The following is a 24,054-nucleotide window of genomic DNA, read 5'->3' on the forward strand; positions in this document are numbered from 1 at the left end:
CATATAATATGACACAAGAAACAGAAGTTTGGCAAAGAGGATTGTTACCAGAAATTCCACCTTTACTTCAGCCAGTGGCCCATGCGTTGCTACAAGCCAGGGAAGAACTTAATGAATATCTGCATGAATTTCCTGATGAATTGCTTTGGATTCGTCCCGCTGGCCTGGCATCTGCAGGTTTTCACCTTCAGCATTTGAGTGGCGTGCTCGATCGGGTATTTACTTATGCACGGGCTGAAGGTCTTTCCGAATTTCAATTTAGCCAATTGTATGAGGAGGGAAAAGATACCACCGAAAGGCTTTCCGTTGCTGATCTGCTTAATCGGTTTAATGTTCAGATAGATCACGCACTTAAACAAATCAAACACACTGAAGAATCAACCTTAACAGATTATAGGGGAATTGGTAGGGCAGGTCTGCCTTCAACAGTTATTGGATTACTTTTTCATGCGGCAGAACATACGATGAGACATCTGGGTCAACTCATGGTTACCGTAGCAGTTGTTAAGAATAATGGAATTTAACTTTTTAAAAAATTGATTTAATTAAATAGTTATAATCACTTATTTTGAATGGTGCGGTTGTGGCGGTTGATGAAATACCAGGTCGCCATTCCGAAAACCAGTAGAATAGTAGATATTCCAAGTTCTGGTGCGGCTATGGTTTTAGAAAAAAGGGCAGATGCGATTGAAATCAGACAAGCTACAATGAAGATCGAAATATTTTTCATAACATTCTGATTAAATGGTGATTAATAATGTCAATTTAGTGAAAAAATATTTCTAAAGCAAATCTACAATGAAAAAATAATTGGTTTGTTGCCTATTTGTGTATATAATTCATCGGAAGATGCCCAAAGGGCGGGGTGATTAAAAAATTAAAATGTTCAAATGGTATTTTAATACATATTATTAATCGAACTTATGTGATAAGGATGGGAATCGTGATTTAAAAAGTTATCTGGACATAATTATAGGTATTAACAATAAAAGCTCAGCGGTTTGCGAAGCTTTTATTGTTTAATCATAGGATGTGACTCATCGAAGTTTATTAGGGATATAACTTCAATACTAATTTTATCTGATCATCGCCATAAACAAGAGTATCAAGATTCCTGATAAGATGGTATATGCAACCAATCTATTAGAATCATCCACTCTCTTAGTGTTTCTACCTTGGTTCATCGATGTATTTTTAACTAATTGATTTAACAGTACTAATAAAAAAAGTTTTTAATTCATTGAAAAAATTAACAGTTTCTTAACTCTAGGATTATAAAATTAATCAAGCTTTGCTTTTATCATCCCACAGGTTAGCATGTTTTTCGGATAGACCGGGTTTTCAATTTTTTCCTGATCACTTACCCATGTTTCGCCTGTCATGGTGCACATTTGTAAAAACAAAGGGGTATTTAATGGTTTCACCTTATCTGCTATTTTCCAGAAATGATCGGTCATTTCTACAAAAGCCTTTCTTTGTTTGGTAATGTTATGGGTTGAGGATACAATTTTAGCTAATTCTTTCAACGCTGCTCTTGTACCCGTAGCATTGTTCATTTCTTCCAGGGTAAGTTTTTTGAATTTGAATTTTGTTAATGAATTAACAAATTGTGTGGCAGATGATGCTGCTTTAAGGGAGTCTGATACAATTAATGCCTGTTTAATTTGCAGATAACTCTCTACTACATCTTTTTTGGTAAGTTCTCTTTGCGCAACCAATTCTGGCGTCGCTACTTCTGTTTTAGAACTGGTTTGTGCCAAGGCGCCCAGGTAGAAGCAAGATGCGATTAACATCAGGGTGTATTTTCTAATCATAATTTATTGTTTTTATTGATGATTTTATTGATCTCTAACAGCAGATCTTCCAGGTGTGTCTGGTTGATGCCTGTAGTAACCGGAATGAGTTGCGTAACTTTTAATTTTATTTTTTGAATATGCGCGAGGGCTTCCAGTTTCACATCGCTTCGCTGAAAAAGGGTCATTGCCTTTCCATCTTCCACATCCTTTGGATTAATTAATCTCGCTAACTTTTCCAGGTATGCGCGTTGCAAGTTCCGCAGGTAGGTATCTTTAACCTGGTCGCCAGAAAATTGATGCCAGGTAGTTGCCCCTAAATCATTTAAAAACTCCTGAACCGGGTATGGGTTTTGGCTCATTAAGGCTTTTTGGCCAAGATTATACAATATACCAGGACTTAACAGCGTGTTTAAAATCTGGTTCTGCTGCTCTGAAATTTCTTCCATCGGCTTAGCTTCGAGTCTATCGGTAATATTTTTCGGGTATAACCATAGGGGTGGGTTAAACAACTGCCGATCAAGATAGCCAACCGCTCTTTTTACCTTTGCCGCCGGAACTTCTGTAACTACTACACCAGCTTCATCAGCACTTCTTGTAGTAATGTAGCTGTTCCCGATATTCTTCATCACATGATAAAGATATTTAGTGTATTGCCCCTTTAATGCCTTGTGCATTTCCTTAAGGTTATCATACATATCGCCGGGTTCATAAGTCCAGCTTACTAATTCTGGTGCAATTCTTTGGAGGTTTTTAATTCCATAATCGCTCGCGGCTATGGCATCATCACCCAAATCTTCCGTCTGACTTCTTGGGTCCTGATCTTTTCCTTCACCACCAAACCACAACCTTGGATTTGCCTTTAAGCGTTCGATAATAAGTTTATTCAGAATTTCCTTCTCTTCAAATTCATCTTTGGTATTGAAAATATTTTTATATCCCCATTCAATGGCCCATTTATCATAGTCGCCAATTCTCGGATAAATTCCTGCAGGCGAGATGTGGTCTTCTGGTTGTGCCACATAATTAAAACGGGCATAATCCATAATAGAAACGGTATGTCCGTTGGCCTCAACCCATTTCTTATCACGCAATTTTTCAACAGGTGTTTGGCTACTGGCGCCCATATTGTGCTTTAAGCCAATGGTATGCCCTATTTCATGAGAAGATACAAAGCGGATCAACTGGCCCATTAATTCATCATCAAGGTTCATCTTGCGGGCTCTTGGATCAACGGCTCCAGCCTGAATCATGTACCAGTTCTGCACCAGCTTCATTACATTATGGTACCAGCCCACATGGCTTTCGATAATTTCACCACTTCTTGGGTCGCTGATGCGGGGGCCATAAGCATTCGGTGTTTCTGATGCATAATACCTGATTACAGAATATCGGGCATCTTCCAGGCTCATCGTCGTATCACCTTCAGGCCATTCTTTACCAACAATTGCATTTTTAAAACCAGCCTGTTCAAATGCTTTTTGCCAATCGTTAATCCCCTGAATAAGGTAGGGGCGCCATTTTTTCGGCGTTGCCGGATCGATATAATAAACGATTTGCTTTTGCGGCTCTACCAATTCACCTCTTTTGTATTTGGCTAAATCCTTAGTCTTTGGTTCCAAGCGGTACCGTTGGATGAAATATTGTGCCTGTGCCCGTTGTTTATCTTCATCAAATAAAATGTATTTATTGTTAAAATAACCCACCCGTTCATCTGCCAGACGTTTTTGCATCGGTACTTTAGGTAATAAAACCATCGAGGTATTTAAGCGTAAGGTAACACTACCTGTGCCTGCGGCAGCAGAAGTTCCCGGGCCAGATACTCCATACGTTTTGGTGGTTTTAATCTCGATATTGATGGGGTAGGTATTAATTGTTTCTATAAATGAACGATCATCGGTGAGGCTTCCTAACTTTTTATCGGTTTTAACTGTCGGAGGAATCGATACCACCGGACTTTCTTTTTTAAACAGATCGGTTACATCAATTACAGCACTACCGGTTTCCGGATTTTTAGCCTTAATATCAAAGGCAGCAACAATCGGATTTTCCTGAGATGTAGACAGCGCTTTGTAAATAGCAGAATTTTCATCTTTAGCTGCCTGCTTGTAAATCGCAGCGCGTAAAAAGAGCTTATTACCAAAGCCTTTTTCAAAATAAAGGGTTTGTTCATTTACTTCTTCTCCGCCAAAATTACCTAAGCCTTGTGGCGTACTTACATAACGCGTTACCGTTAAAAGGTATCGGTTTAGCAAACTATCTGGCACTTCGAAATACCATTTGTTATCGTTATTAATCACCTTAAACAGGCCATTTTTAGCAATGGCTGTTTTAGTGGCAATTTTATCATAACTTCCTATTGTGGCTTTAACTTGTGTGGAGTCTTTTTTTTCCTGTGCAAAAATATTAAGAGAGAGCGCACATAATATGGTGATAAAAAGTTGTTTCATTTGTGTGTTTTAGTCTATCTGTAATTGATGATCTCATCAGTATTAAGCGTTAATGCAAGGTTTTTCTTCATCACATCTTGTGCAAACGGAATGATGTATAACCTGGAGTTTGGTTTTAACGTATAGGTTTGCTGAGGTACCGTTTTATTTACGAGGGGGAATTTGCGAATCACCGTTTTGGCATAATCTGCTTCTGTATTAAATCGCTTTAAGTCGAAGAAACGATTAAAACCGAAGAGCAGTTCTTTTCTACGCTCGTTAATAACCAAATCCATTGTTTCTTTAATCGTTGCTGGTACAGCTAAATTCACGGTACCTGAGGTGATGCGTTTTACCCGAAGTTTATTTAGTGTTGCAATGGCATCTGTCAGTTTGTTTTCACGGGCGTAAGCTTCGGCAAGAATTAAGAAGGTTTCTGGTATTTTCATGCCTACAGTAGGATAAAAGAAACGGGTGTATGCCACTGAATGATATGCCGTACCCGAGCCAATATCTAGAAATGAAGCATTTGTGGTATTGAAGAATAAGTTGAAACGGGCATCATTGGTGCCAAATAGCGTTCTCAATTCCGGACTGATGATGTATTGGTATCCGAAGCTCATTTCAGTGTAGCCCGTCATATATTGATGGCTTAATACTTCAGGGTTATTTGCAGCGGGTACGAGCAGTACAGTTGGGCCACCTTGTTTGGTGTATTCAACCATATCGAAAAGTTTATCATTATAAGAAAGAGATTTTATTGCTGCCTCGCGGGCTTGTGCATATTCTCTTCTAAATAAATGAACCTTAGCCTTAAACGCCCAGGCATAGGCCAGGCCCGGATGATATACATCTACCGGTTGCACCTGAAGAAAAGGAATGGCTTCGTCTATATCCCGTTGGATTAAATCATAAGCATCTTTTACAGTTGATTTTACAGGCACAGCTTCCAGATCGTATTTTTCCATTAAGCAAATTCCACCATCTGTTGCTGCCGTTGCCGGATCGTAAGATTTAGCGTAAGTATTTACGAGTAAGAAATGATCATATGCCCGGAATATTTTGGCTTCAGCTTTTGCGAGTGCTTTCAGGCTGGCATCGCCCTTACTGTCATCAACAAGCGAAATGATTGTGTTCCAACGGTTAATGTATTTGTACGCCTGGTTATAAAATGATGATGAGGTTAATCTATCGGTACGGCTTTCTGCTTCATCAAAGGTGAAGTTAATGATGTCGATATTTTTATTGATGCCAATCACATTGGATTCCTTCATCCACATATCATCTACCAGGTATTGAAAGTTGTTGATTGGATAACCGCGGTTAGGCAACGAAACCAGGTCGTAAAAATCTTGAGTAGATTGTACCAAAAGTGCACCTGTTGGTACAATATCGGTGTATTTATTGCAAGATAACGTAAATATAACCGGCAATATTAATAAGTATTTTAGAATATTTTTCATGTCAAAGACTGATTAAAAATTAACATTAAGACCAAAAATAAATGACTTTGGGATGCTGTATGATCTTGTTCCACTGTTCAGCGAAAACGCTTCCGGGTCAATATCATCGCCCGCTGCACTCCAGTACCACAGGTTATTGATCTGTGCAGTAAATTTTACTGATCCTAATTTTAGTCTCGAAGATATTTCTGATGGAAGGTTATAAGAAAGTGAGATATTCCGAAGTTTAATATAGCTGGCATCCAAAATTTGCAAGTCTGAATACCTGTAATAATCGGAGAGTGACATTGCAACGTTTGCTCTATTCAGTAAATTTTGAGGATAATCTATCAATAAGCGAGGTAGATCAGAAGTTCCTGCACTGTTCCATCGCCTGCTAATATCCTCATCAGTTGCAGTTGTTGAGATAAAATCGGTTACATCTTTACGTAATACATTACCGCCAGAGTAAATGAATAAAGCACCAAATTCGAAGTTTTTATAACTAATCCGTTGAGAAACTGATCCGTTATATTTCGGGTCTATCTGACCAACATTTACCAATGCATCTGTGCTGGTAATTCCTCTCACAACAGTTGCCGTACCACTAGCATCAAAGGTTACGTTCGACTGGCCGTTCTGATCCAGTACATAAGGGTAGCCATTAATCATTCCTCCATATCGGTAAGCATACATGGTATTGTAAGCTGTATTGGCTAAAAAATAATTGGTAGGCGACTGAATGTAACTGGCCAAAGATGTAGTCGCGTTATTTACTGCTTTAATGGTGTTCTTATTATAAGCGTAAATAAGTGTGGTACTAAAGTTCCAGTCATCTGTTTTAAGCCAGTTTCCGGTTAGTGAAATTTCAATACCACGGTTTTGTAGTGCCCCATTGTTTAGTGCGATGGTATTTGTACCAACAGTTGGGTCTAAATCGGTAGTCACTAATAAATCGGTACTTTCTTTATTATATAAATCAATACTTCCGGTTAATCTGCTGTTTAATAAGGCATAATCGATGCCAAAATTAGTGGTTGCACTTTTTTCCCACCTCAGTTTAGGATTGGGTAACGATAAAATATTGGTATAGGTTAGCGATGGAAAAAGACCATCTGCCCGGCGTGAAGCATTTAGGTATTTACTGGTGGTTTGATCTATGTTTCCGTTAATTCCATAAGTAGCCCTAACCTTTAAAAGGTTAATCCAGGAGATGTTCTTGATAAAATCTTCACTACTGGCATTCCATCCTGCACCTGCAGACCAAAGTGGCCTGTTTTTAAATTCAGCATCTACACCAAATAAGTCGGCTTTATCTACCCTTATGCTACCGGTTAAGTTGTATTTACCCAGGTAGGTATAGCTGGCATTGGCATAAGGTGAGGCAAACCTGTGTTTAATTTGGTCCTGAACCCTGCTTACTAATCCCAATGTTCTGGTGCCGCCGAAATAGCTGGAAATGCCGGTGGTGTTTAATGAATTGTTATCTAAATTTATGGAACTTAAAATTTGAGGATCATATCCATAACGAATAGATTCTAAAGGCCTGTCTGCCTGTGTTTGGCGAATTTCTAATCCGGCAATTGCCGAGATGTAATGTTCTTCTTTTTTAGCGCCAAAGCCACGGTTAAAACTTAATTGATTTCGGAACGTATATCGGTTTCTAGACTCATCAAATTGTTTATAACGACCACCGTTGGGTAAATTATGAACATATCTGGATGTGGTCGCATTATAACTTGTAAACATATTATAGGCATAACGCATTTTGTAGCTTTCAGCAGAATAATATGATTCTTCTTTGGAACTCGTGTTTTCATATTGGAATTGTGAACTTAATGTTAAACCATCAAAAATTGTGGCTTGTAGATTTGCAAAACTTCTTAGTTTAAATACTTTTGTTTGAACGATTCCCTCATCCAATGCATCCAGAATGTTAAAACCAAAAGATTTGAATTCACTATTGGATTTTACTTTAGCCAGCGCAGCGGCATTTATCTGTCCGGCGCCAACAAAACCATCAACTAAACTGATGTGATCTGTAGTAACCCGGTTGCCATTTTCATCTAAAATTCTGGCATAACGTTCCTGAAGATTGATATTGTTGTAGGAGTTATCTGCAGCATCATTTTTTACATAGGTACCGTTTATACCAAAGGAGGCGACAAGCCATTTTTTAAAGTTGTAGGTGGTTTTAAAATTTAAATTGATGCTTTGGTTTTTGTTGTTAACTATCCTTTCCTGACCTTCATCATAATTAAGTGAAAAGTAAGTATTTGTTTTGCCTGCAGCAGAACTCAATGAAAGGTTATAACGTTGCCTGATTTCATTTTGCCAAACGTTATCTGAATATTGATTTATATAATCGTTATTGCGCCATTGATTCAAAGTACTGTTTACCTGATCTGCACTCAAACTACCGTTAGCCTGGTTGCGGTACAACTGGTAAAGAGGTGAATAATATTTTAATAATCCGTTATTGATATCTCCATAAGCAGCAAACATACTTTCTGTATTCGCATACCTGGATCGTTCTGCATTATAAACCGCAGTTTCAAAATCAATAAGATCGCTGGTTGATGCATAGTGCATACTGCTTAAATCTGGCTTTTCGGTAATAAATAAATCTGCATTTAAACTGATTTTTACATTATTTCCCTTTCCCTGCTTCGTGGTTAAGACAATAACACCGTTTGATGATCTTGCACCGTATATGGATGATGCGGCTGCATCCCGTAGTACAGTTATGGATTCTATATCATAGGGATTAATTTCTGCCAGGGTAAATTCTGTAGGCAAACCATCAATTACGATGAGGGGAGCACTTTCATTCAGCGCGGTCATGGTGCTGATGCCACGTAATCTAGGTTTATCATCATCTGCGCCATTTTTGTTTTTTACATAATTTAAACCAGGAACCCGGCCTTCCAGGGCTGTTAAAAGATCTACGTTTACTTGCTCATTTAACTTTTTATTATCGATAACGGTGTAGGTTGCGGTATTTCGCTCCTTACTAATCTGCTGAAAACCATTTATAAAAACTTCTTCCAGTAAATTCGCGTTAGAACTTAAAACGATGCTTATTTTACTATTTGCTGCATTTGAACCTAAAGTATATTCTCGTTCCTTATAGCCGATGTAATCAAATAAAAGTACTTTGTCTTTCGGTTGCAGTTCAATATTGAAACGGCCATCACCATCAGTTTGAACACCATTATTTGTGCCTTTTATCCTAACATTTACGCCCGGTATTGTAGTGCCAAGACTATCAATCACCTGGCCACTGATGGTATATTTGGCTGCACTTTCTGCTTGTTTTACAACGGGTTTAAGGATAATAGTTTTGTTGCTAATTTCATAGTTAAAATTCTGGCCTTTAAAAATGGCATCAAAAACCTGCTTAGCGGTAGCGGCTTTAATTTCGATTGTTACGGGTTTAGCTTCTCTGAGGTAACTGGCATCGAAAATAAATTCATAACCAGTTTTTTTAGTAACCTCGGCAATTACGGTTTCAAGCGATGTCTTATTGAAGGTGAATGAATAAGTGCCCGTTTGTGCCTGCACTTTTTGATTGATGATTAGGGATGTAAAAACAAATAATAGTATTCCTGCGGCACGTTTGGTTAATTTTTGCCAGTGCCTGGGCAAGTAAGTAAAAATTGTCATCTATAAGGTTTGGTTGGTTTGATTTAATAAGTTGTAGGTAGTGCTTTTCGGTTGATGATTTATTCGATCAAGGTTATCCTCCTTCCTTCCACTTTAAATTTAAGATTGCTGGTAAGCGAGATCATTCTCAATACCTCATTTAAGCTGGCATCCATACTTATTTTGGCGTATAAACGACGATCTGGTAATTTGTTATAGGCTACTTCAACATTGTACCAGCGACTGATTTTATGCATTACGGTCGCCAGATCTTCATTTTTAAAAATGAATTTTCCATCTTTCCAGGCCATTGCTTCTTCTGCATCAATGTTTTTTAGCGCAGCCTTGCCATTTTCAACATGAAGCTGTTCTCCTGGTTTTAATGTGGTCGTATACTGTTTATTATCTTTGAACCTGATTTTTCCTTCCAGTAAGGTGGTGCTCCAGATCTGGTCGTCATCATAACTGCTGATGTTAAACTTCGTACCCAATACCTCAACCTCATTCGTTCCGGCTTCTACAATAAAAGGTTTTTCAGCATTTTTAGTAATCTCGAAATATCCTTCGCCAGTTAACTTTACTTTTCTCTGCGAACCGTTGAAGCCAACCGGAAACTCCAGACTGGAGCCTGAATTGAGCATCACTAAACTACCATCAGATAAAGTAATTTTATAATGTCCGCCCATTGGCGTGGTAATTTTATTAACGGTATTTGGCATTTGCCCTGCGTTAGCTGTTGCCGTATAAATAATTCTGCCATCATTGGTTTTGGTAATACTTACACAGCATTCAGAGGCAGGTAGGGGATTAGCATCGCTTAAATCGAACTCTTTGCCCTCCGCATTTATAAGGGTGGCATAGTTTCCGCCAGGTTTAATCTGCTGATCAACTTTAAGGGAGCTGTTTGCCAGATAACCCAAAAAGGCAATAATGGCAATACTTGCTGCGATTTTGAAAATTTTAGAACGGGTTAACTTGAAGAATAAGGGTTTCGAGGCGGGTTGTTCGATTGCATCCGTCTGCCCGATTTTATTCATAATGGCAACTGATAAATTTGCCAGGTGGCTAGCTCTTTTGGCATCAAGCTGATCATCCTGGATCTCCTGTAGTGCTTGCAGAATCAGGTTGCGCAGTTCCTGTTCATCGGTCTCCTTAAAATAATCTAATAATTGCACAAGTTCTGTAGCACTTGCCTCATTATTTAAGAAACGATGGTATAGTTTGTTGATTTTGGTGTCTTTTTCCATAAGGTATTTAATGCTATACGCACAAACCCTAAAAAAACACTACTCTGAAATAAAAAAAAATGAAAATATTTTACTCTTTAGCGATTTCTGAAGTATATAGCTAAGAAAAAAACAAGAAATTCCCTGGAATTATAAAATACATGGTCTTTAATGGCTTTCATTGCCTTTACCATTTGTCCGCTTACGGTTGATGAGCTAATGCCAAGCATTTCGGCTACTTCAGCATAGCTTTTTCCATCCAGTTTACATAGTTTAAAAATGATTTGGCGCTGGGTTGGCAATTGCTGAATGGCCTCAGTTAGAATTTTGTTTCGTTCCTGATCAAATAGATAATCTTCAGTTTGCTCATAGATTTCGGCAAAAGTGATGATTAACTGTGAGCGGAGTTTAACATCCTGACTCAACTTACGGTAATAATCAAAAACACTGTTCTCCGCGATTTTGTAAATCCAGCCTTTAAATGAGTATTCCTCTACAATGCTTTCTTTACGTTCCCAAATTTTAACAAAAATATCCTGAAGCAAATCATCAGCAATTGATTCGTCTTTAGTCATTTTTAAAATCTTTGAATAAATACTATTGCAGTAATGGCTATAGATCACTTCAAAAGCATGTTTATCTCCATTTTTAAGTTGAGATATCCATTGCTTTTCATTCTCTAAGTCATTCTTAAGCATCTCGCTTTGCTTTTTCTGGATATTTAGTTGGCTGGTGGAGGATTAATAAAAACAAATTTAAATTTATTTAAGATAAGTCTTTAGTTTTTGCCTGGAGAATTCACACTTAACAGGTTTATTGTTTAAATAATCCACTATAGCCTAGAAATTTATAGCCTTTAAAAGCAGGGAATGAAAAATGTTATGGTTGTTTGAGGTAATTTTTAATCATATCATGAATTTCTTCACTTACTACACTCACTTCATGTTTGATGAGTTTATGTTGAGCAGAATTATATTTTTCGATAAAAGTAGCTTCTCTCATGTTGAATTTTAAGTAGCCTTGTTCAAAAAAGCGTTCTTCAATATCAGCTGATGAATCCAGCGATCGAAACCAAAGTTTAATAAGTGACTGGGACTGTTTTTCCAGATAAAGCCAATGGAAAATTTCCGATAGATCTGAACCTTCCGGCATGTCATTTCGCTTTAGCTCCAAGATCACTAATCCTTCGCCTTCAAAATAAAATAAGATTTGGTATTGGGATAACATTCGAGCAAAAGTAGTTTCCTGATTTTAAATAATCAGACTTTATTTTCTAACATTTTCCAGAAAGTGTAAACATATAGAAGCTATGATTTGATAATCAACAGATTAGGTTTTAGTGTTTTGTTATTAGGAATCATTTTAAATTTTTTTACGTACAAAAAACTGTATATGAGGTTTATTTTTTGAATTTCCTAAACCTTGATTCTACAAATTTATCCTTTTACATCCGGATGATTTGATTCTCATTATTTACATACAGCGTTGAGTCCAAATCTTCGGTAAAAAATAATGCCAGTTTTAATCAGTTAGTTTGCGTGTGTTTCTGAATGGGTTCAGAATCTTCGCAAAGGATACTTCCAGTTCTAAAATTATTTCACAATACCTTAAAATGCATGTTTGTTTTACTCGTCTATCAATAATAAAAAGTGCCTTGTAGTTAATTTTTTACACTTTTTGCGTGAAATACACGTACATATACTTATAGGCTCATAGTGAATTATCTATAGATTTGATCTTTTAAATTATGCGCCAACTTAAACATCTATTGCTTATCGATGATGATGAAAGCATCCGCGAGATGATTCCATTTATTTTCGACAAAACAAACTATCTCGTCAAGACTATTGCTGATATCATTAACATCGAAACTTTAGTTGATGATTTTAAGCCCGATCTAATTATGCTCGACATTGTGCTTGGTGTAGAAGATGGTCGGGAAATCTGTCGAAATCTAAAACGTTTGCCTGCGCTTGCTAACGTACCCATTATTTTATTGTCTGCAGCTATCATTAAAGAAGAAGACCTTGATTGTGGTCATGAATTACTGATAACGAAGCCTTTTGATATATCTTATCTTGAAAGTACGGTTGAAAAATTGATTCTTAAAAGGCAAGGCGTATTACTAAATCTGCCTGCGTAAACATTTTTTGAAACTGGTTGTTTGGTTTATGCCAGTCAACTTATTGGTGGGCTACATATACGACCAAAACAAATAACGTAATGCAACAAGATCTTTTTTATCAACTAGGCGCGCAATCTTCTGATGGATATTTTGTTTATGATGTGATTGATTGCAAATTTCTGTACTTCAATACCTCATTAGCTACAATCTGGGGTTTAAAACCGGAAGAGATCTCGCAATCGCCTACCATTTTATTTGATTTGGTGCATCCGGATGATCAGGTTCTGGTGGGATATTGTTTTCAGGAAATTTCATCAGATAAAGTATTTAAAAAATACGAGTTCCGATTGTTGCTGAATGGTAAAGATGAAAGGTATCTCAAAGTAAGTATTGGGCCGGTTGAAGGTGCGGGAAATGAGGCCCTGTGTGGTATAGTAGAAGATATTACCATAGATAGGCACAATAAAATACATATCGAACAGATCAATAACCGTAAAAACATTGCACTTGAAGTGCTTTCTCATGATTTAAAAGAACCTTTCGGGATGATGAAGCTTGCTGCATCATCAATGGCGAACGGCATTCAACAGAAAAGTGAAGAATACCTTTCGGAAGGATTGGCTTTTATTATTGAAATGTGCGAGCGTAACATGAAGATGGTGAGAAGCTTAATTAATAAAGAATTTTTAAAATCTTCGGAGGTTGAGATAAAAAAGGAACGTGTTGATCTGGTTTGGGAATTTCGTGACCTGATTCGTTTCTACAGAAGATCTCGTTTAAAAGAAGTAAAGCACTTTTCTTTTAAATGTGAATCAGAACGGATTTACATCCGTCTGGATAGTATGAAGTTTCTCCAGGTGTTGAACAACTTAATTTCTAACGCCATTAAGTTTACCAAAGATCAAGGTGAAATTATGCTCTCGGCTGAGGATCAGGAAGAAAATGTACTTATTACGGTGAGTGATAACGGTAGTGGAATTCCTGTAGAATTGAGGTCTTCACTTTTCGACAGGGCAGAACAAGGAATGAAACGTGGATTGATTGGGGAGGAATCTCATGGACTGGGAATGGGGATTATCAAAGCAATTGTCGATTTGCATGGAGGCGATATTTGGTTTGAAACCGAATTAAACAAAGGAACAGTGTTTTACATCACACTGCCAAAATAACATTCAGGTGAATGTTCTTGGTCTGGTAATTTTTCAGGCCGTTTTAATAAAAATATATGATTAAGATTATACTAGTAGAAGACCATCAAATTGTAAGAAGATCTTTACAGGTGTTGTTAAAACAACATTCTGATTTAGAAGTAGTGGCAGCGGTAGATGGCGCACATAAGCTTTTAGAACTTTTAAAATGTGGAACAAAGGCAGATATCGTGCTTACAGATGTTAATATGCCTGAAATGGATGGAATCCAAATGATTGCGGAGATTCGGTTAATAAATCCGGAAATTAACGTTGTAATGCTCTCGATCTTAGAAGATGAGAAATACGCGGCAAAATCTTTTGTATCAGGTGCAAGAGCCTATTTATCTAAAGATGTTGATGAAGTGGAACTCCTTTTTGCACTGCGGCATGTGGTTAGCGGAAAGCGTTATTTATCCTCAGAGTTAAGTATTGGCGTGTTAGAACGTTTCAACCACCAGCTTACTAATATGCCCGAAAAAGGGGTACAGCGATTGGCACTTTCTGAACGGGAACAATTGGTTTTAGCGCTCATTGCAAATGGAATGACTAATCAGGAAATTGCTGAGCAGGTTTTTCTAAGTAGAAGAACTGTTGAAGGTATCCGCCAGGCATTAATTGATAGAACTGGTGCTAAAAATTCTGCTGCGCTGATTCGCTATGCTGTACTTAATGGTTACGTAAGTTAATAATTCAGTAAAAATCCACGTAATTTTAGCATCAACAACTTTATAGCTCCGATGTTTATTGATAGTATCATACCTATCTACACATGGAAAGACAAGTTGATTTTAAAGACGAGATTTATTGCTTTAGAAAGGTACTCACTGAGAGGGCCTTTGCCTATACGCATGATGATGATGTTGCAAATGATTTAGTTCAGGAAACCTTCATTAAAGCTTTTCGTTTTGCCGGACGTTTAAAAACAGAAAATAATTTGCGTGGTTGGTTATTTACCATTCTAAAAAACACTTTTCTTAATCACTATCACAGGGAGAAAAATAAAGGTGCTATTTCGCTGGAGGATAATCTTGATGCCATTAATGCTGAAGCCCCAAATGGAGCTGAAAACACAGACAGAGCAAAATTCTTGTTAGACGACATTAATAAGGCGCTAAATTTAATTCCAGCTCAATCTGCTTATTGTTTTAAAAAGCATTTTGAGGGTTATAAATATGAAGAAATAGCACAAGAACTAGGAATCCCGATTGGCACGGTTAAAACGAGGATCTTCGTAGCGAGAGAAATGCTGAAGAAAATGTTGCATATGCACCGGTCTTAATTAAACGGAAAAGGAGCTGTATTATAAATTCGAAATGTCATCCTTCAAGGAAATCCCTTTTTGCGACGAATCGTCCTCCTGAACTTGATTCACTGTTGTCCGGTAAAACTTTTTGAACAAATTTTTACCGGACAGCCTAATCACAAATGGCTGCAATATTCCTTAACCAAAATAATATTTTGCAGGATATGGAAGCTATGAGCGGTTTAAAATATTAAAACCTCTGAAAATGATAGTTTTTTACCGGACAGCCGAATTAGTGCAAGATTTTTAGGAAACCTATAAAACAATGGGCTTACCTTTTAAAAATGAGATAAAAACAGCTTTTTTAGCTTGATTTAAAGGATTTAATGGATCGTTTAAACTTTAACCGGACAACAGTGAACTTGATTCAGGATCTTACCTGGATAGGTGCTGAACTAAATATCAGCATGACGAATCGGATAGTGCATCGCTCGAAGAACTCCCTTTTTGCGACGAATCGTCTTCCTGAACTTGATTCAGGATCTTACCTGGATAGGTGCTGAACTAAATTTACTGCGTAGCTTTCCGCTGCGCTACAGGTCAGCATGACGAATTGGTTAGTACATTGCTCGAAGAAATCACTTTTGCAAAGAATCGTCCTCCTGAACTTGATTCAGGATCTACCAAGATAGGTGACTTCTTTTTTTTCTCCAGGATATTTAATCGTCAAAATCAAACTTTAAGCAGTTACGTTGGTTTCTTAAATATGGAATTTACAAGTGAGCTCAGGGAAGTTTATCCAACTGAAATTATTGAGGTGAGGGGTAATGCTGATGCACTGGCCATTACACTGGTGAAAGAAACCGATTCTAAAAGTTTTATTGCCAAGCTAAAATCCCGCTTTAAAAACTTAAGTCATCCCAAGGTGCTCTTTATTCGATGTGAGGATACGGATGCTGTAGAGAAGATAGTACTTGTTTGAAATAACAGTCTTCTACCAATAATTTGACCGTAAAATAAATAAATCATACAGCCAAATGAGTTTACCTCAACACAATCGCCTTTTCGAAACTATAAAATCTACTATTCTATACATTACAGGATTAACTTTGCTGCTGTTTTTTACGTTTAAAATTATCTCTATTGTATTGCTGGTTATTTTTGCTTTAGTTTTAGGCATTATCATTAGTGCGCCGGTAAGCAGATTTGAAAAGAGAGGAATGAAGCGCTGGTTGGCCAGTTTGATCATTTTCATTATTATTTTCGGATTGAGTATTGGTTTAGGATGGTTAATTGTGCCACACATTACCAATCAGCTGGATGTTTTAATTAGCAATTTGCCTACTTATTATACCTCTGCATCCAATCACATAGCCTCTACATTAAAAAATTATCCGGAGTTTAACCGGGAGATTCAGGATAGTGGCGTTTCTATCGGATCTGCGATGCCATCGGTAGGCAAAACGATTATCGGGTTAGGTAATTTTTCATTTGGCCTGATTGGTGGAATATTTTTATTTATCGTATTCGTTTGTCTGGTTGTATTTTACGTTACCCATCCTCAACCAATAGTAGAATTATATCTTTCTCTTTTTCAACCGCGAAAACGGGAAAGTGCAAAAAATGCGATGCAGCATACTACCATCATGCTGGTGGGCTGGATGAAATCGAACCTGATTGGCGGAGCAATTCAGTCTGTTTTGGTATATGCTTTTTTAAGTATTATTAATGTGCCTGGCGCCCTGGTTTGGGCGGCACTTGCTTTCTTTTCGGAGTTAATTCCTAAGCTGGGCTTCTACATCATGGCTATCCCTCCAACATTGGTTGCCCTTTCGATCAGTCCGTTAACGGCCTTTTGGTGCCTGTTATTCTTTTTATTATTGAATGAACTGGTATCTGACTTTTTAATGCCAAAACTTCGATCATCTACCATGAATATCCATCCGGTTTCATCATTAGTGATGTTGCTGGCCATGGGTGCTGCCTTTGGTTTAACGGGTGCACTTTTGGCAACGCCTATGGCAGCCATTATAAAAGCCTTTTATGAGGAGTTCTACCTGAAAAAACTTCCGGAAGACCCGGAAATGGATCAAAGAATAGAAGAAATTATTTATTCAAAATAGCTTAAATCACATTAATAAATAGCATAATATGGATCGTTTTAAAAATAAAATAGCATTAGTTACAGGAAGTAGTCAAGGTATTGGTGAAGCTTGTGCGCTGCGCCTGGCTAAGGAAGGTGCGGATATCATTCTGAATGGAAGAAAATTTGATGAGCGGGGGGAAGAATTAATCAATGAGATTAAAGCCATGGGGAGGAGAGCCGAGTTTTTAGCAGCCGATGTAAGTAAAACGAAAGAGGTAATTAAGCTGGTAGATGATGCGATTAAAGTTTTTGGATCGTTAGATATTCTGATTAATAATGCTGGCTTAGAAACCAAAGCAGATTTTTGGGATGTTACCGAGGAAGATTATGATTTAGTAATGGATACCAATTTGAAGGGGGTGTTTTTCGGGATCAAGACTTTTGTTAATTATTGTAGGAAAGAAAAACGACAAGGAACTATTATTAATATGAGTTCAGTTCATGAAGAAATCGTTTTCCCTCATTTTGCTGCGTATTGTGCAAGTAAGGGTGGCTTAAAAATGTTGACACGTAACCTGGCTTCTGAACTTGCCCCATTAGGTATTAGAGTGAATAATGTGGCTCCTGGCGCCATTACGACACCAATTAATCAAGATCTTTTGGATAATAAGGAACAGTTAGAAAAAGTAATTGGTAACATACCATTAAGGAGAATGGGAACTGTTGAAGATGTAGCGGGTGTAGTTGCTTTCCTGGCATCAGATGATGCCGCCTACGTTACCGGATCAACCTATTACGTAGACGGCGGATTAACTTATCATTACGAAGAACAATAAGTGCTTTGCATTTAGTCTTTTCCGGTTTGTCTGCTGATTTGTTTATTCAACTCTACAGCAGCACTAATTAATGCCAAATGCGTAAAAGCTTGTGGAAAATTACCTAAATGCTCACCCTTTTTACCTAGTTCCTCACTGAAAAGCAGAAGATGATTAGAATAGCTAATCATCTTCTCAAAATATTCTACCGCTTTATCTAATTCCCCACTCTTTGCCAGTGATTCGATATACCAGAAAGAGCACATGTTAAATGTTCCTTCTTCACCTTCCAAACCATCTATTTTCTTGAACCCATTTCTATATCGGTAAACCAACACATCTAATAATAATTCTTTTTCTATTACTTTCATGGTTGATAGCCAGCGCGGTTCCATAGGCGAAATGAAGTGTGTTAAAGGCATCAGCATCACACTTGCATCAACATGTTTAGCACCCTTGTATTGCACCCAGGCACCTAGTTTCTCATTCCAGAAATTGTGGTAAATGTCGTTATAAATCTCGCTTCTTATTTCATGCCATTCTTGTTCAGGATAAGGGAAGGAGCGATGTTCTGCGATTTTGATTGCCCTATCCATGGCCACCCAGCACATCAGCCTGGTATGCAAAAATTCTTTCTCCTCACTTCTGATTTCCCAGATTCCGTGATCGGGCTTTTTCCAGTTTTTTATTACCTGCGCAATCTGTTTTTCAATTAATGTCCAGAATTGATAGGTAATTGGTTTATAAGATTTGTTGTAGATATAAATGGTATCGATTAATTCGCCATAAATATCAATCTGAACCTGTTGCGATGCCGCATTTCCTACCCGGACAGGTTTTGATCCGCGATAGCCTTCAAAATGTTTAAGCTCTTTCTCATCAATATCTGGATTACCATCTATCTTGTAAATAAGCTGTAGGTCAATATTTTGGCAAAGGCCGAATATCCAATCAATAAATGCGGTTGCTTCGTCATAAAAACCAAGCGATAAGAAGGCATACATGGTAAAGGCAGCATCTCTAATCCAGGTGAAACGATAATCCCAGTTTCTGTTGCCACCAAGTGCTTCGGGCAAGCCAAAAGTAGGCGCAGCCACCACAGAACCAAATTCTGCCGAAGTCAGTAACTTAAGTGTAATGGCAGAACGCCTGATTAATTCACTGTACCTGCCACTATAGCTGGTTTTATTGATCCATTTTACCCAAAATTCTTTTGTTTCGTGGTAGGCATTATCTGCATAGAAAGAAAGTTCTTTGCCTTGCTCATCTGGTTTTAAAAATTCCAGAACAATTGTAGCAGTTTCTGCTTCCTCGAGCATAAATTCTGCATATCCATTTTGTTTTCTGACCACCAAAGGCACATCTGCAGAAATTTTGATATTCAATCCTTCTTTTTTACAGCTAAAAATAAGTTGATCATTTTCTTTAATCACTTCATAATCGCTTTCTGAATAACCAAACCTGGGTATGCAACTAAATTTGAATTTTATGCTTCCCCTCACCGTTTTAACTTGCCTAACGATGGCACTGGCAGAAGACTTATTTCCTTCTGCAATGGGCATAAAGTCTGTTAATTCTGCAATTCCATCATCTGAAAAAAATCTGGTAAGCAAAATAGCTGTTCCCGGAAAATAAAGTTGTTTGGTTGTGAGATTTTCTAAATCTGGTTCTATGGCGCAAAACCCACCTCTTTGCGAATCTAACATCGTGGCAAATACGGAAGGTGAGTCGAATTTTGGTGCACACATAAAATCGATCGAACCATTTAATGAAACCAATGCTACGGTTTTAAGGTTTCCGATAATGCCATAGTTTTCTATCGGTTGAAATGGTCTCTTGGTATGATTCATAAAGTGCGAAAAAATTAAATTTTAAATAAGTTATATCTAATAAAGTAACTTTTTGGTTTTTTGTTTGGTGTTAGTTTGAATAGGAGTAAACAAAAAAATCCCGGCCATCGCTAGCCAGGATTTGTATTTCTTAAAGGGGTATTTAAACTAAAAAACCACCACCTAGTAAATCATTTCCTTCGTAAAATACAGCCGATTGTCCGGGTGCAATTGCAGAAACATTATGATCAAAAACCACACGCATTCTATCCTTTTCTTGCACAATAGTACTTAACATACCTGCATCTTTATAACGGATTTTGGTAATCACATCATTCATAGGTTCTTCAATACTGGCATATTTAATCAGGTTGATATTACGAACCATCGCCTCTTCACGCTCCAATTCATCTGCTTTGCCTAAAACTACCGTATTACTTTCCGGTAAGATCTGCGTCACAAACATTGGCTCGCCGAAAGCAACTCCTAAACCTTTACGCTGACCAATGGTATAGAACGGATAACCTTTATGCTGACCAACAATCATCCCGTTGCTCAGGATGAAATTACCACCTGCTACACGATCTTCCAAATCTTCAACCTTGTGTTTTAAGAAGGCACGGTAATCGTTATCAGGCACGAAACAGATTTCATAACTCTCTGATTTTTTTGCGAGTTCTTCCTGTCCCATATCCAAAGCCATTTGTCTGATTTCAGATTTTGCAAAACTGCCTAATGGAAACTTTGTACGGGAAAGGTTTTCCTGAGAAACACCCCAAAGTACATAAGACTGATCTTTATTTTCGTCTTTACCTTTAGAAATTACATATCTTCCACTGTCTTGCTGACGGATATTGGCATAATGTCCTGTGGCGATAAATTCGCAATCCAGTTTATTGGCACGCTTTAATAAAGCTTCCCATTTAATGTGGGTATTACAAAGTACACAAGGGTTTGGTGTTCTTCCTGCCAGGTATTCATCAACAAAATTATCGATTACATAATCTCCAAATTCATCACGAATATCTAAAATATAATGAGGAAAACCATAATTTACGGCAAGTGTGCGGGCATCATTAATGCTATCCAATGAGCAACAACCTGTTTCCTTGCTGCTGCCACCAGAAGTTGCATAATCCCAGGTCTTCATGGTTAATCCAATCACTTCATAACCCTGCTCATGCAACATTACAGCCGCTACCGAACTATCAACCCCGCCACTCATGGCAACCAGAATTCTACCGTGTTTACTCATTTTTTAATTATAGGTTGCAAAAATAAGGTTTATTTATTTGAAATTATTTGAAGCAAGTCAGTTCGTTGTAAAAAGGGAACGGATTAACCCGAACCCGTGGTTAGTGGCCCACCAGCCAGAACACATATAAAACCTTTTTTAAGATTAATTAAACTGAACCCCCAGTTGGTGGCTCACCAACAGGAAAGCTGTACCTGAATCTCTGAGTCGTTACCTTACCAACTAGAACGCATATATAATTTGTTTTTAAGATTGATTAAACGTTTTAGTTTATATTTTACAGAGATTTACAAATTAATTTCTACCTTAGAATTTTCGTTGATATCGTTCAATATTTTAACACACTATGATTAAAAAACTTATCCTGCCTTGTTTTTTGTTTTCAGCATTTTTTGCCACTGCCCAAGAAAATTTAGTGCAATATGTTAAGCCCATTATTGGCACCTCTAAAATGGGGCATACTTATCCAGGTGCAACTGTTCCTTTCGGAGCAGTACAGTTGAGTCCTGAAACAGATACTTTGTCTTACGAGGTAAATGGGAATTACAATGGTGATGTTTATAAATATTGCGCCGGTTATAAGTATGAAGATAAAACAATTGTTGGGTTTAGTCATACGCATTTCAGCGGTACGGGCCACTCAGATCTTGGCGATTTTTTAATTATGCCAACTCAAGGGAAATTACAGTTAAATCCCGGCACTGCCGATCAGCCGAAAAGCGGGTACCGTTCGGCATATAGTCATGCTAATGAAACTGCCGATGCGGGTTATTATAAGGTAAAATTAGATGATCACAATATTACTGCAGAACTTACTTCAACCAACAGGGTAGGCATGCATCAATATACTTTTCCTAAATCAGATCAGTCGCATATTATTTTAGATCTGATGGCTGGAATCTATAATTATGAAGATAAGACCGTGTGGACTTACGTTCGCGTGGTAAATGATACTTTAATCACCGGATATCGACAAACCAATGGCTGGGCCAGAACCAGAACCGTTTATTTCGCCATGAGTTTTTCTAAGCCTTTTAAAAGCTACGGTAGAAAAAGTTATGATGCGAAGCAAGCTTACCGGGGCTTCTGGGGAAAATTTAATCAGGATCAAAACTTCCCTGAAATTGCCGGGAAAAAGATTAAAATGTTCTTCGATTTTGATACCAGTGAAGGAGAGCAGATAAAAATTAAGTTTGCGTTATCGCCTGTTAGTCAGGAAAATGCGGTAGAAAATATGCGTGCAGAAATTTCTGGCTGGGATTTTAATCAGGTAAAGGCACAAGCACAGGCCACCTGGAATAAGGAGCTAAATAAAATTCAGGTTACCACGTCAAACGATAACAAAATAAATTTCTATACGGCATTGTATCACGCATTCATCAATCCAACAACTTACACCGATGTAAATGGTGAGTATAAAGGTTTAGATCAGAATGTTCACCAGGCGGATGGCTTTACCAATTACACCACTTTTTCTTTATGGGACACTTACCGGGCCCTGCATCCGTTTTTCAATATTATGCAGCCAGCTCGGAGTAACGATATGGTGAAATCTATGCTTGCACATTATGATCAAAGCAGCTTGCATATGTTGCCTATCTGGTCGCATTATGCAAACGATAACTGGTGCATGAGTGGTTATCACAGTGTTTCTGTAATTGCAGATGCGATTATTAAAGGTACTTATAACGGAGATGCCAATAAGGCTTTGGATGCTTGTGTGGTTACGGCGAAACACCGGGATTATGAAGGCATCGGCTATTATATGGATCAGGGTTATATTCCGGCTGAAAGGAGTGGAGTATCTGTTTCCAATACCTTAGAATATGCTTATGATGATTGGGCAATAGCACAATTGGCGAAGAAACTGAACCGCACAGCTATTTATAATGAGTTTATCAAGCGTTCGCAAAACTGGAGAAATAATTATGACCCCGCTTCCGGATTTATGCGCCCAAAACTGTCTGACGGAACTTTTAAAAAAGCATTCGACCCGAAAGATACTGAAGGGCAAGGTTTTATAGAAGGAAATAGCTGGAATTATAGCTTTTTTGTTCCACATGATCCAACTTCGTTAATTGAAGTGATGGGTGGCAAAAAGAAATTCGCTGCTCGTTTAGATTCTTTATTTAGCATGCATTTGCCAGATGAGTTTTTCGCCCACACAGAAGACATTACCCGTGAAGGCATTATTGGCGGTTATGTTCACGGTAATGAACCGGCACATCATGTTGCTTATCTCTACAACTGGACGGATGAGGTTTATAAAGGTCAGGCGCAGATTCGCCATATTTTAAATATGCAGTACAAGCCAACAGCTGATGGATTGGGTGGAAACGATGATTGCGGTCAAATGAGTGCGTGGTACATGTTCTCCGCAATGGGATTTTATCCGGTAGCACCCGGTGCAGATGTTTATGCCTTGGGAAGTCCGCTGGTTAACAAAGCCGTTCTTAACCTGGAGAATAATAAAACTTTTACAGTAGAGGCCGTAAACCAAAGTGCTAAAAACGTTTATGTGCAAAAAGTAATGCTGAATGGAAAGGAAATTTCTAACCACAGCATTAAACATGAAGACATCACGAACGGCGGTAAACTTACTTTTTACATGAGCGCCAAACCAAAAAAATAATATCTCAATTGTCTCGTTTGTGGTATTGGACCGCTGGTTTTACCAGCGGTTTTTTTTTGTTTTTCATCAATTTTCATCAAATAACGCAGGTTTTAAAATGTACCAGGTTTGATAACAATGATTTTTATGAACAACTCCTTATAAAAATATATATTTAACTTTCTAATCAACCAGCCACCATAAAATTTCAATCTGATTTCATACCAGTAACTTTGTTTTTTGTAATAAATTGAATAGGAATCGGAAAATCGATTTAGGAATGGCTTAATTAGCTTTTTTGATTTTGATGTTAAAAAAATTATAATAATATTTGTTTACGTTCTAGCCAGATGATCATCAAAAAG

At 37.7% G+C, this 24,054-nt stretch carries 19 protein-coding genes; 9 read left to right on the top strand and 10 right to left on the bottom strand.

Translation table 11 applies throughout. The features are described from left to right. The first annotated feature begins 8 nt into the window (after positions 1 to 8). The gene (locus ACN1CD_RS05430; protein WP_419129303.1) at positions 9 to 524 is read left to right on the top strand and encodes a DinB family protein; all 516 of its coding nucleotides are present in this window, start codon (positions 9 to 11) and stop codon (positions 522 to 524) included. 35 nt (positions 525 to 559) lie between these two features. Here the strand turns inward: ACN1CD_RS05430 and ACN1CD_RS05435 are convergent, their stop codons facing one another. The 8 genes from ACN1CD_RS05435 to ACN1CD_RS05470 all read right to left on the bottom strand — a co-directional run bounded on the left by ACN1CD_RS05435 (position 560) and on the right by ACN1CD_RS05470 (position 11,762). Next, complete coding sequence (locus ACN1CD_RS05435) at positions 560 to 730, bottom strand: hypothetical protein (protein ID WP_419129304.1); 171 nt, start codon at positions 728 to 730, stop codon at positions 560 to 562. 550 nt (positions 731 to 1,280) lie between these two features. Next, positions 1,281 to 1,814: a DUF3347 domain-containing protein gene (locus ACN1CD_RS05440; RefSeq protein ID WP_419129305.1), complete on the bottom strand. Its 534-nt coding sequence runs from the start codon at positions 1,812 to 1,814 to the stop codon at positions 1,281 to 1,283. After that, on the bottom strand, positions 1,811 to 4,243 hold the full coding sequence (locus tag ACN1CD_RS05445; RefSeq protein WP_419129306.1) for a zinc-dependent metalloprotease: 2,433 nt from the start codon (positions 4,241 to 4,243) through the stop codon (positions 1,811 to 1,813). Before ACN1CD_RS05445 ends, ACN1CD_RS05440 begins: the two co-directional genes overlap by 4 nt. Before the next feature lie 14 nt (positions 4,244 to 4,257). Continuing rightward, the gene (locus tag ACN1CD_RS05450) at positions 4,258 to 5,685 is read right to left on the bottom strand and encodes a RagB/SusD family nutrient uptake outer membrane protein (RefSeq protein WP_419129307.1); all 1,428 of its coding nucleotides are present in this window, start codon (positions 5,683 to 5,685) and stop codon (positions 4,258 to 4,260) included. Between the two features lie 12 nt (positions 5,686 to 5,697). Then, positions 5,698 to 9,330, bottom strand: a complete 3,633-nt coding sequence (locus ACN1CD_RS05455) for a SusC/RagA family TonB-linked outer membrane protein (protein WP_419129308.1) — start codon at positions 9,328 to 9,330, stop codon at positions 5,698 to 5,700. Between the two features lie 59 nt (positions 9,331 to 9,389). Next, entirely contained in the window at positions 9,390 to 10,556 is a 1,167-nt protein-coding gene (locus ACN1CD_RS05460; protein WP_419129309.1) for a FecR family protein, read from the bottom strand. Between the two features lie 77 nt (positions 10,557 to 10,633). Further along, positions 10,634 to 11,233, bottom strand: a complete 600-nt coding sequence (locus ACN1CD_RS05465; protein ID WP_419129310.1) for an RNA polymerase sigma factor — start codon at positions 11,231 to 11,233, stop codon at positions 10,634 to 10,636. A 181-nt stretch (positions 11,234 to 11,414) separates the two neighbouring features. Further along, the gene (locus tag ACN1CD_RS05470; protein ID WP_419129311.1) at positions 11,415 to 11,762 is read right to left on the bottom strand and encodes a hypothetical protein; all 348 of its coding nucleotides are present in this window, start codon (positions 11,760 to 11,762) and stop codon (positions 11,415 to 11,417) included. Between the two features lie 520 nt (positions 11,763 to 12,282). Between ACN1CD_RS05470 and ACN1CD_RS05475 the strand changes: the two genes are divergently transcribed. From ACN1CD_RS05475 to ACN1CD_RS05505, 7 genes are all read left to right on the top strand, one after another. After that, on the top strand, positions 12,283 to 12,678 hold the full coding sequence (locus ACN1CD_RS05475) for a response regulator transcription factor (protein WP_419129312.1): 396 nt from the start codon (positions 12,283 to 12,285) through the stop codon (positions 12,676 to 12,678). 80 nt (positions 12,679 to 12,758) lie between these two features. Further along, positions 12,759 to 13,829 (top strand): ATP-binding protein, encoded by a 1,071-nt coding sequence (locus tag ACN1CD_RS05480; protein ID WP_419129314.1) that lies wholly within the window; start codon positions 12,759 to 12,761, stop codon positions 13,827 to 13,829. Positions 13,830 to 13,885: 56 nt separating this feature from the next. Beyond that, complete coding sequence (locus ACN1CD_RS05485) at positions 13,886 to 14,536, top strand: response regulator (protein WP_419129315.1); 651 nt, start codon at positions 13,886 to 13,888, stop codon at positions 14,534 to 14,536. Positions 14,537 to 14,619: 83 nt separating this feature from the next. After that, positions 14,620 to 15,129: a sigma-70 family RNA polymerase sigma factor gene (locus tag ACN1CD_RS05490; RefSeq protein WP_419129316.1), complete on the top strand. Its 510-nt coding sequence runs from the start codon at positions 14,620 to 14,622 to the stop codon at positions 15,127 to 15,129. Between the two features lie 730 nt (positions 15,130 to 15,859). Next, positions 15,860 to 16,075 carry a hypothetical protein gene (locus tag ACN1CD_RS05495; protein WP_419129317.1) on the top strand — a complete coding sequence of 72 codons (216 nt, stop codon included), beginning with the start codon at positions 15,860 to 15,862 and terminating at the stop codon, positions 16,073 to 16,075. Positions 16,076 to 16,130: 55 nt separating this feature from the next. Further along, positions 16,131 to 17,216 (top strand): AI-2E family transporter, encoded by a 1,086-nt coding sequence (locus tag ACN1CD_RS05500; protein WP_419129318.1) that lies wholly within the window; start codon positions 16,131 to 16,133, stop codon positions 17,214 to 17,216. A 28-nt stretch (positions 17,217 to 17,244) separates the two neighbouring features. Beyond that, a complete protein-coding gene (locus ACN1CD_RS05505) occupies positions 17,245 to 18,015 on the top strand; it encodes an SDR family NAD(P)-dependent oxidoreductase (RefSeq protein WP_419129319.1) in 771 nt (256 codons plus the stop codon). A gap of 11 nt (positions 18,016 to 18,026) precedes the next feature. Here ACN1CD_RS05505 and ACN1CD_RS05510 read toward each other — a convergent pair whose 3' ends face one another. After that, complete coding sequence (locus ACN1CD_RS05510) at positions 18,027 to 19,844, bottom strand: glycoside hydrolase family 15 protein (protein WP_419129320.1); 1,818 nt, start codon at positions 19,842 to 19,844, stop codon at positions 18,027 to 18,029. A 142-nt stretch (positions 19,845 to 19,986) separates the two neighbouring features. Beyond that, a complete protein-coding gene (mnmA, locus tag ACN1CD_RS05515; protein WP_419129321.1) occupies positions 19,987 to 21,078 on the bottom strand; it encodes a tRNA 2-thiouridine(34) synthase MnmA in 1,092 nt (363 codons plus the stop codon). A gap of 346 nt (positions 21,079 to 21,424) precedes the next feature. On the opposite strand from mnmA, the gene ACN1CD_RS05520 reads away from it, so the two are divergent. Then, the gene (locus ACN1CD_RS05520; RefSeq protein ID WP_419129322.1) at positions 21,425 to 23,710 is read left to right on the top strand and encodes a GH92 family glycosyl hydrolase; all 2,286 of its coding nucleotides are present in this window, start codon (positions 21,425 to 21,427) and stop codon (positions 23,708 to 23,710) included. Positions 23,711 to 24,054 lie beyond the last annotated feature (344 nt).

The organism is Pedobacter sp. N23S346 (assembly GCF_048515415.1).
GTDB lineage: Bacteria > Bacteroidota > Bacteroidia > Sphingobacteriales > Sphingobacteriaceae > Pedobacter.

Excerpts from the sequence above, each read along its gene's own strand:
- ACN1CD_RS05450 (WP_419129307.1), bottom strand. The coding sequence starts at position 5,685 with ATGAAAAATATTCTAAAATACTTATTAATATTGCCGGTTATATTTACG.
- ACN1CD_RS05480 (WP_419129314.1), top strand. The coding sequence starts at position 12,759 with ATGCAACAAGATCTTTTTTATCAACTAGGCGCGCAATCTTCTGATGGA.
- ACN1CD_RS05455 (WP_419129308.1), bottom strand. The coding sequence starts at position 9,330 with ATGACAATTTTTACTTACTTGCCCAGGCACTGGCAAAAATTAACCAAA.
- ACN1CD_RS05485 (WP_419129315.1), top strand. The coding sequence starts at position 13,886 with ATGATTAAGATTATACTAGTAGAAGACCATCAAATTGTAAGAAGATCT.
- ACN1CD_RS05465 (WP_419129310.1), bottom strand. The coding sequence starts at position 11,233 with ATGCTTAAGAATGACTTAGAGAATGAAAAGCAATGGATATCTCAACTT.
- ACN1CD_RS05430 (WP_419129303.1), top strand. The coding sequence starts at position 9 with ATGACACAAGAAACAGAAGTTTGGCAAAGAGGATTGTTACCAGAAATT.
- ACN1CD_RS05495 (WP_419129317.1), top strand. The coding sequence starts at position 15,860 with ATGGAATTTACAAGTGAGCTCAGGGAAGTTTATCCAACTGAAATTATT.
- mnmA (WP_419129321.1), bottom strand. The coding sequence starts at position 21,078 with ATGAGTAAACACGGTAGAATTCTGGTTGCCATGAGTGGCGGGGTTGAT.
- ACN1CD_RS05470 (WP_419129311.1), bottom strand. The coding sequence starts at position 11,762 with ATGTTATCCCAATACCAAATCTTATTTTATTTTGAAGGCGAAGGATTA.
- ACN1CD_RS05505 (WP_419129319.1), top strand. The coding sequence starts at position 17,245 with ATGGATCGTTTTAAAAATAAAATAGCATTAGTTACAGGAAGTAGTCAA.
- ACN1CD_RS05500 (WP_419129318.1), top strand. The coding sequence starts at position 16,131 with ATGAGTTTACCTCAACACAATCGCCTTTTCGAAACTATAAAATCTACT.
- ACN1CD_RS05520 (WP_419129322.1), top strand. The coding sequence starts at position 21,425 with ATGATTAAAAAACTTATCCTGCCTTGTTTTTTGTTTTCAGCATTTTTT.
- ACN1CD_RS05510 (WP_419129320.1), bottom strand. The coding sequence starts at position 19,844 with ATGAATCATACCAAGAGACCATTTCAACCGATAGAAAACTATGGCATT.
- ACN1CD_RS05440 (WP_419129305.1), bottom strand. The coding sequence starts at position 1,814 with ATGATTAGAAAATACACCCTGATGTTAATCGCATCTTGCTTCTACCTG.
- ACN1CD_RS05460 (WP_419129309.1), bottom strand. The coding sequence starts at position 10,556 with ATGGAAAAAGACACCAAAATCAACAAACTATACCATCGTTTCTTAAAT.
- ACN1CD_RS05435 (WP_419129304.1), bottom strand. The coding sequence starts at position 730 with ATGAAAAATATTTCGATCTTCATTGTAGCTTGTCTGATTTCAATCGCA.
- ACN1CD_RS05490 (WP_419129316.1), top strand. The coding sequence starts at position 14,620 with ATGGAAAGACAAGTTGATTTTAAAGACGAGATTTATTGCTTTAGAAAG.
- ACN1CD_RS05475 (WP_419129312.1), top strand. The coding sequence starts at position 12,283 with ATGCGCCAACTTAAACATCTATTGCTTATCGATGATGATGAAAGCATC.
- ACN1CD_RS05445 (WP_419129306.1), bottom strand. The coding sequence starts at position 4,243 with ATGAAACAACTTTTTATCACCATATTATGTGCGCTCTCTCTTAATATT.